General features: G+C 73.2%; 5 protein-coding genes and 1 pseudogene. 3 read left to right on the plus strand and 3 right to left on the minus strand.

All coding sequences use genetic code 11. The features are described from left to right. Together P1P75_RS38725 and P1P75_RS38730 are read left to right on the plus strand one after the other, a co-directional pair. The coding region (locus P1P75_RS38725) for an acyl-CoA dehydrogenase family protein (protein ID WP_319264225.1) at window positions 1–1,623 on the plus strand (1,623 nt) is incomplete at its 5' end. Window positions 1,624–1,726: 103 nt separating this feature from the next. Next, complete coding sequence (locus P1P75_RS38730; protein WP_319264227.1) at window positions 1,727–2,770, plus strand: medium chain dehydrogenase/reductase family protein; 1,044 nt, start codon at window positions 1,727–1,729, stop codon at window positions 2,768–2,770. Between the two features lie 133 nt (window positions 2,771–2,903). On the opposite strand, the gene P1P75_RS38735 is transcribed toward P1P75_RS38730, so the two are convergent. Continuing rightward, complete coding sequence (locus P1P75_RS38735; protein WP_319264228.1) at window positions 2,904–3,476, minus strand: hypothetical protein; 573 nt, start codon at window positions 3,474–3,476, stop codon at window positions 2,904–2,906. 279 nt (window positions 3,477–3,755) lie between these two features. Here P1P75_RS38735 and P1P75_RS38740 point away from each other — a divergent pair, with 279 nt between their 5' ends. After that, complete coding sequence (locus tag P1P75_RS38740; RefSeq protein WP_319264229.1) at window positions 3,756–4,841, plus strand: exo-alpha-sialidase; 1,086 nt, start codon at window positions 3,756–3,758, stop codon at window positions 4,839–4,841. A gap of 110 nt (window positions 4,842–4,951) precedes the next feature. Here P1P75_RS38740 and P1P75_RS38745 read toward each other — a convergent pair whose 3' ends face one another. Continuing rightward, complete coding sequence (locus P1P75_RS38745) at window positions 4,952–5,653, minus strand: VWA domain-containing protein (RefSeq protein WP_319264231.1); 702 nt, start codon at window positions 5,651–5,653, stop codon at window positions 4,952–4,954. Window positions 5,654–5,728: 75 nt separating this feature from the next. Continuing rightward, window positions 5,729–6,211, minus strand: a pseudogene (locus P1P75_RS38750) (hypothetical protein); the annotation flags it as partial.

Genomic DNA, 6,211 nt, shown 5'->3' on the forward strand with positions numbered 1-6,211 from the left:
GTCACCAACCAGCCCCCGCCCCTGACCCCGTACGACGCCTCCGACGACGTGGCCCTGCTGGAGGGGCTGCGGCGCGAGGGCGCCGGGTGGGCGGAGTCCGGCCTGCGCCGGCTCGGGCTGCGGGCCGGCGGTCCCGAGGCGCAGGAGTGGGGCGAGCTGGCCAACCGGCACGAGCCGGTACTGCGCACGCACGACCGGTACGGCCACCGCGTCGACGAGGTCGACTTCCACCCCTCCTGGCACGAGCTGATGCGGGTGGCGGTCGCCGAGGGCATCGCCGGGGCACCCTGGGCGGACGGCCGGCCCGGCGCCCATGTGGCCCGCACGGCCGGCGGCCTGGTGTGGGGGCACACGGAGGCCGGCCACGGCTGCCCCACCTCGATGACGTACGCCGCCGTCCCCGCCCTGCGCCGCCAGCCGGAGCTGGCGAAGGTGTACGAGCCCCTGCTGACCAGCCGCGAGTACGACCCGGGGCTGCGGGTGCCGACCCAGAAGCGCGGGCTGCTCGCCGGCATGGGGATGACCGAGAAGCAGGGCGGATCGGACGTCCGGACGAACACCACGACGGCCACGCCCACCGCCGAACCCGGGATGTACACCCTGCGCGGCCACAAGTGGTTCACCTCGGCGCCGATGTGCGACGTGTTCCTGGTCCTCGCCCAGGCCCCGCACGGCCTGTCCTGCTTTCTGGTGCCGCGCGTGCTGCCCGACGGCACCCGCAACCCCTTCCGCATCCAGCGGCTCAAGGACAAGCTCGGCAACCGCTCCAACGCGTCCTCCGAGCCGGAGTTCGACGGGACGGTGGCCTGGCTGGTCGGGCCCGAGGGCCAGGGCGTGAAGACGATCATCGAGATGGTCAACTGCACGCGCCTGGACTGCGTGATGATGTCGGCGGCCCTGATGCGCAAGACGCTCGTCGAGGCCGGCCATCACGCGCGCCACCGCGGCGCGTTCGGCGCGCGGCTGCTCGGCCAGCCGCTGATGCGCAACGTCCTGGCGGACCTGGCGCTGGAGTCCGAGGCCGCGACGACGCTCACCCTGCGGCTGGCCGGGGCCGCCGACCGGGCGGTGCGCGGAGCCGACGGCCCGCAGGACGAGCGGGCCTTCCGGCGGATCGCGACGGCCGTCGGCAAGTACTGGGTGACCAAGCGGGGACCGGCCTTCACCGCGGAGGCGCTGGAATGCCTCGGCGGCAACGGCTACGTGGAGGAGTCGGGCATGCCCCGGCACTACCGCGAGGCTCCCCTGCTGTCGATCTGGGAGGGCTCGGGCAACGTCAACGCCCTCGACGTGCTGCGGGCGCTGACCCGTGAACCCGCCACCGCGGACGCCTTCTTCGCCGAACTCGCCCTGGCGCACGGGGCGGACGCCCGGCTGGACGCGGCCGTGGCCCGGCTCAGGTCCGGGCTGGGCGAGGTCACGCAGTCCGGGGCCCGTCGGCTCGTGGAGCGGATGGCGCTGACCCTCCAGGCGTCCCTGCTGGTCCGGCACGCCCCGCCCGCGGTCGCCGACGCGTTCTGCGCGACCCGGCTCGACGGCGACTGGGGGCACTCCTTCGGCACCCTGCCCGACAGCGCCGACCTCGACGGGATCCTGGGGCGGGCGCTGCCGCCCGTCAGCTAGAGGGAGGCTTTCAGTTAGAGGTTGTCACGGAAACTATTGACACTCCAATCGGCACTGAGTTACAACTTATAACGGACGCGAAAGTACGTAACTCAGTGGGCCCATGGAGGTCATCGTGAACGCCGAAGAACTCGTCGAGGTCGTTCTGCCGGGCAAGGTCGAGCCCGACGGACTCCAGCTCCGGCACGGCACCGTGCCCACCCCGGGCGCCGGACAGGTCGTCATCCGGATGGAGGCGACCGGCGTCTCCTTCGCCGAGCAGCAGATGCGCCGCGGCCGGTACTACGACCAGCCGCCGTTCCCCTTCGTGCCCGGCTACGACCTCGTCGGCACCGTCCTCGCGGCCGGCCCGGGCGTCGAGCCCGGCCTCACCGGCGCCCGGGTGGCCGCGCTCGTCAAGGTCGGCGGCTGGGCCAGCCACGTCCTCGTCGACGCGGCCGACGTGGTGCCGGTGCCCGCCGGGGTGGGCGCCGCGGAGGCCGAGACCCTGGTGGTCAACGGCATCACCGCCTGGCAGATGCTGCACCGCAAGGCACGGGTCCGCGCCGGCCAGACCGTGCTGGTGCACGGGGCCAACGGCGGCGTCGGATCGGTACTGGTCCAGCTCGCACGGGCGGCGGGCGCCCAGGTGATCGGCACGGCCTCCGCCCGCCACCACGACGCACTGCAGGAGAAGGGCGTGGAACCCGTCGACTACCGCACCGACGACATCCCCGCGCGCGTGCGCGCCCTCGCCCCCGGCGGGGTGGACGCCGTGTTCGACCACGTCGGCGGCCCCGGCATCGTCGACTCCTGGCGCCTTCTCGCCCCGGGCGGCACGCTCGTCTCCTACGGCAGCGCCTCCACCCGCGACGACGAGGGGTCCGGTCAGCTGCCCGTGCTCAGACTGCTCGGCCGGGTATGGCTGTGGAACGCCCTGCCCAACCGGCGCCACGCCTGCTTCTTCAACGTGTGGGCCGGGCGCGCCCTGTCCCGCGACCGCTTCCGGGCCCGGCTGCGCGCCGACCTCACACAGGTCTTCACCGCCCTCCAGCGCGGCGAGGTCACCGCCCAGATCGCCGCCCAGCTGCCGCTCGCGCGCGTCGCCGACGCCCTGCGGCTGGCCGAGTCCGGAACCGTCGCCGGAAAGGTCGTGCTCAACCCGTAGCGCGCCGCCGTCCCGCCCGATCGGACGTACCCACCGCCACCGCCGCTCGCGGCCGGGGTCTGGAGACCTGGCTGAGCGACCTCGAGGCAGCGGCCGAGGCCCGCTCCTGACACCGACGGCCCAAGGCCCCCGCTCAGCCCGTCGACCGCCCCCGCACCGCGTCGAAGAGGGCCCACTCCACACCCCACCGGTCCATCCGGCGGCGCTCCATCCGACCGCGCACGTACCGGCAGCCGGCCAGCGGCAGGGCCGCCACCGTGACGCCCGCCAGGCCACCCACGAGCATCGCCCGCACCCTGGCCTGGGCGGCGGTGGCAGGCTCCGTGACCATGCGGCCCCGGCGATCCGTCCACACCGTCACCGTGGTACCGACGGCACTGCCCGGGACGACCCTGGCGTGACCGGTGTGCGCGGAGCCGTCGGGCCCGGTCCAGCCGACCTCGGCCCAGACCCGCTCACTGGAACGGACGGTGGGCTTTCCCGGCGCCCGCTCGGTCAGCCGGCCGGCGACCGGCCGCCACTCGACGCGCTCGCGGGCCAGACTCTGTTCGACGGACCGGGCGGCGGTCCAGCCGGCCAGTGCCCCGCACAGGACGGTGAGCGTCCAGGCGCCGAGCACGACCCAGGCCTCCACCGTGTCGGAGCGCCGCTTGAGCGGGTTGCGCCGCCAACGCCACAGCCACACCCTCGGACCACGGAACGCCATCGAAGGCCGCCTCCTCATGAGCGCATGAACATCCCGGCCTCCCTCCCATACGGGTCCGGCGGTCCGGATGCTCAGGACGAGTCCTGCGTCCCGACGGTGCCACGGACCGGGCCGCCGTGCGGGTCCCCTGCGGCAAGGTGGCCGACACCTTGCGGTCCCGCCCCGTCGTCGCCGCTGTGACCTGCGGCGATGCCCGTCCCAGGGGTGACTGTCAGTGGCTGGGTGCAGACTGGCCGGTGGTTGCGACAAGGACGTCACAACACAGTGGAGGAGACCGGCATGACCGAGGTACTGCTCGCCGTGGGCACGCGCAAAGGTCTGTTCATCGGGCGCAGGCGCGGGGCCACATGGGAGTTCGACGAATCCCCCTACTTCAACGCACAGGCGATCTATTCGGTCGCGATCGACACCCGTGGCGACCGCCCCCGGCTCCTCGCGGGCGGGGACAGCGCCCACTGGGGCCCGTCGGTGTTCCACTCCGACGACCTCGGCCGCACCTGGACCGAACCGGCGAAGCCGGCCGTCAAGTTCCCCCAGGACACACAGGCTTCGCTGGAGCGGGTGTGGCAACTGCACCCGGCGGCGGGCGAGCCGGACGTGGTGTATGCGGGCACGGAACCGGCCGCGCTGTACCGCTCCGAGGACCGCGGGGAGAGCTTCGACCTGGTCCGCCCGCTGTGGGAGCATCCGACGCGCTCCCAATGGGTGCCGGGAGGAGGCGGCGAGGGCCTGCACACGGTGCTCACCGACGAGCGGGACCCGCGGGCGGTGACGGTGGCCGTGTCGACGGCCGGCGTGTTCCGCACCGCCGACGGCGGCGCCAGCTGGGCCCCCTCCAACTCCGGTGTCTCCGCGGTGTTCCTGCCCGATCCGAACCCGGAGTTCGGCCAGTGCGTGCACAAGGTCGCGCGGGACGCGGCGAACCCGGACCGGCTGTACCTGCAGAACCACTGGGGCGTGTACCGCAGCGACGACGCGGGCGCGCACTGGAGCGACATCGGCGCCGGCCTGCCGTCCACCTTCGGCTTCGCCGTCGCCGCGCACCCCCACCGCGGGGACACGGCCTACGTTTTCCCGATCAACGCCGACGCGGACCGCGTGCCCGCCGACCACCGCTGCCGGATCTACCGGACCTCCGACGCGGGCAAGAGCTGGCAGCCCCTCACGGCCGGCCTGCCACAGGAGGACCACTACGGCACCGTGCTGCGCGACGCGCTCTGCACGGACGACGCGGACCCGGCCGGCGTGTACTTCGGCAACCGCAACGGCGAGGTGTTCGCCTCGGCCGACGACGGCGACACCTGGCGGCAGGTGGCCTCGCACCTGCCGGACGTGCTCTGTGTGAGGGCGTCGGTGGTCGGATGAGTCGCGCCCGGCCATGACGGCCTGCCGTCGGGCCCGACGGGCCCGCCCCGTCCGGCCCGTCCGTCCTCTCCGTACGGCGGCGGGCACCGTGGACCGGTGCCCGCCCGGTCTCAGCTGACGTAGTCGGTCGGAAGCGTGCGGTAGCCCGCCACCTCCTCCGGCACCTGGAGACTCTGCGCCCGAGCCGACGCCACCAGGGAGTTGAGCAGGCTGCTCATGGCCTGAGAGAGGGCCTCACCGTTGTCGCCACCGGGGTCCTCCGCGATGTACGCGGCCGCGGTCGCGATGGTGCTCAGGACCGACTCGCTGGCGTCACCGAAACCGTAGGTGATGATGTGCGGCCAGGGCTTCCAGGAGCGGTCCTGGAGCGCGTCCAGGTGCTGCTTCCACGCGCCGGACGGCTTGTCGGTGGGCAGTCCGTCGGTCAGCAGGAACACGACGGGCCTCAAAACCTGGACTCCGTCCCCGGCCAGGGCGCTGACGTCCTCGGTGATCCGGGCCCTCAGCAGTTCGCACATCGGCCCCACGTTGGTCCAGCCGCCGCAGCTGACCGTGGGCAGGGACTCCAGCGCCTCGATGTCCGTCATCGACGCCACCACGTGCGGCATCGTGTTGAACGAGACCACCGACAGATGGATGAACTCCGACAGTTGAGGGGTGGTGTAGAGGGTGTCGTAGATCGTCAACAGTGTCTCGTTGAGCAGCCGCTCGTACGGTTTCATCGATGTGGAGGTGTCCAGGACCAGGTAGGCCGGCAGGCCCTTGGTCTTGAAGGCGGTGAAGTCCACCGCTTCCTCGGTGTGTTCGGACATGTTCTCTTCTCTTTCTGTGCCGGCGGGTCTTTCCGTGCCGGCACGGATGCGGGACGGCGGGTGTGCGGGTGGGGGTCAGATCCAGCCCAGGACGTACCGGGCGATGCACAGTGCGGCGATCAGCGCGCAGAACGCGCAGAGGAGCATCGTGATGACGGGGTGACGCCGTGGGCGGCGTGAGGCGGCGGCCTGGGACGTGCGCCCACTCCCGCCGCGCGCCATCGCCGCGCGACGGGCGGCGGCCCGGGAGGTGGACCGGGCCGCGGGCCGGGGGGTGTGGGAGGTGGGCGTGGGCGGCAAGGAGCCCGGCGTCGGGGTGGCGCCCGTGCCGGAGCCGCCCGTCGCGGACGCGGACCCGGAACCCGGACCGGGCCGGCCCGAGCCACTGGAGGAGGGCGAGGGCTTGGGGGCGGAAGCCGGTGACCGTGCCGCCGAACGGTCGCGGAGGTTCACCGATCCCGTCACGTTCGACGCGGCGGCGCCGTCCGTTCCCGACGCACCCGAGGCGGCACGGGTGGTCCCGGAGCGGGCGCCGCCGCATGGCCGAACGTGACCTGT

This window comes from Streptomyces sp. ID05-39B, assembly GCF_033794725.1.
Classification (GTDB): Bacteria; Actinomycetota; Actinomycetes; order Streptomycetales; family Streptomycetaceae; genus Streptomyces; species Streptomyces bobili.

What these genes read in the sequence shown, in the direction of transcription:
- P1P75_RS38735 (WP_319264228.1), bottom strand. Translation starts at nt 3,476, where the DNA reads ATGGCGTTCCGTGGTCCGAGGGTGTGGCTGTGGCGTTGGCGGCGCAAC.
- P1P75_RS38745 (WP_319264231.1), bottom strand. Translation starts at nt 5,653, where the DNA reads ATGTCCGAACACACCGAGGAAGCGGTGGACTTCACCGCCTTCAAGACC.
- P1P75_RS38730 (WP_319264227.1), top strand. Translation starts at nt 1,727, where the DNA reads ATGGAGGTCATCGTGAACGCCGAAGAACTCGTCGAGGTCGTTCTGCCG.
- P1P75_RS38740 (WP_319264229.1), top strand. Translation starts at nt 3,756, where the DNA reads ATGACCGAGGTACTGCTCGCCGTGGGCACGCGCAAAGGTCTGTTCATC.